Below are 1583 nucleotides of genomic sequence, written 5' to 3'. Positions count from 1 at the left end.
GTGCCGGGGGAGGCGGAGCGGAGGGCTCTGCACGCGGCCGGATTGGCGGACGTGGTGGTGGTGGCCGACGCGCGGGATCCGGTGGGCTTGTCGACGGCGGTGACGTCGGCGCTGGGTGGGCCGGCGGACGTGACGGTGGTGTGCGTGGACGTGCCGGGATGTGAGCACGGGGCGGTGCTGGCCACGGCGGATGGCGGGACGGTGGTCTTCTTCTCGATGGCGACGAGTTTCGCGGCGGCGGCGTTGGGCGCGGAGGGCTTGGCGGCGGACGTGACGATGCTGGTGGGCAACGGGTATGTGCCCGGGCACGCGGAGCTGGCGTTGGGTCTGCTGCGTTCGGAGCCGGGGGTGCGTGGGCTGTTCGAGGCCCGGTTGGCGGCAGACTGATTGCCATGACGAATCCCTCGACGTTGTACCGCGGCGGAGTGCTGCACTGTCCTGCCGAGCCGAGCGCGACGGCGTTGTTGGTGCGTGACGGTCGGGTCGCCTGGTTGGGCGTCGACGCGGACGCGCCGGCGGCGGAGCGGGTGGTGGAGCTGGACGGAGCGTTGGTGACGCCCGGGTTCGTGGACGCGCACGTGCACGCCACGGACACCGGTCTGGCGTTGTCGGGCCTGGACGTGTCGGGCGTGCGGTCGGCGGGTGAGCTGTTGGAGGCGGTGGCGGCGTTCGCCGGTGGGCTGCCGGCGGACGCGGTGGTGCTGGGGCACGGCTGGGACGAGTCGTGCTGGGTGGTCCCGGAGCCGCCGGACGCCGGTGAGTTGGACCGGGCGGCCGGGGGTCGGCGGGTGTATCTGTCGCAGGCGTCGATCCATTCGGCGTTGGTGTCGCGGGCGTTGCTGGCGGGTTGTCCGGAGGTGGTGTCGGCGCCGGGGTACGACGTGTCGGGTTGGGTGCGTCGGGACGCGCACCATGTGGTGCGGGCGGCGGCTTTCGCGTCGGTGAGCCGGGCGCAGCGGGTGGCGGCGCAGCGGTTGGCGCTCGGGCACGCGGCGTCGCTGGGCATCGTGGCGGTGCACGAGTGCGGTGGGCCGGAGATCTCCGACGAGGAGGACTTCACGGGCCTGCTGGCGGTCTCCGGTGTGGGCCTACCGGAGGTGTACGGGTACTGGGGCGAGTTGGGCGGCGCGGCGCGGGCCCGCCAGCTGGGTGCGGTGGGCGCGGGCGGGGACCTGTTCGCCGACGGGGCGTTGGGGGCGCGGACGGCGCACGTGTCGTCGGCGTACCTGGACGGTGAGGGTTGTGGGCACGGGTTCCTGTCGGCGGAGCAGGTGCGTGACCATCTGGTGGATTGCGCCGTGCACGGGATGCAGGGCGGGTTCCACGCGATCGGGGATGCGGCGATCTCGACGGTGTTGGCGGGGTTCGCGGCGGCGGCGGTGACGTTGGGTACGGACCGGGTGCGGGCGGCGCGGCACCGGGTGGAGCACGCGGAGCTCATGAACAAGCGGTTGATCGCGGGGTTCGTCGAGTTCGGGATTGTGGCGTCGGTGCAGCCGGCGTTCGACCGGTTGTGGGGTGGCGCGGGTCGGATGTACGAGTCGCGGCTGGGGTTGGCTCGGTCGTTGGAGTCGAATCCGATG

The 1583-nt window shown here is 73.0% G+C and carries 1 protein-coding gene and 1 pseudogene; both read left to right on the top strand.

Translation table 11 applies throughout. The annotated features are described in order from the left end of the window. Positions 1-387 (top strand): annotated as a pseudogene (locus E1193_RS31355) (zinc-binding alcohol dehydrogenase); the annotation flags it as partial. Positions 388-392: 5 nt separating this feature from the next. Then, positions 393-1583: amidohydrolase family protein (locus E1193_RS31350; RefSeq protein WP_132186733.1), on the top strand; the 1191-nt coding region annotated here is incomplete at its 3' end.

The sequence above is a fragment of the Micromonospora sp. KC606 genome (genome assembly GCF_004348675.1).
Lineage (GTDB): Bacteria > Actinomycetota > Actinomycetes > Mycobacteriales > Micromonosporaceae > Micromonospora.
The sequence above is the reverse complement of the archived record's forward strand: the minus strand, read 5'-3'. Positions and strand labels throughout refer to the sequence as shown.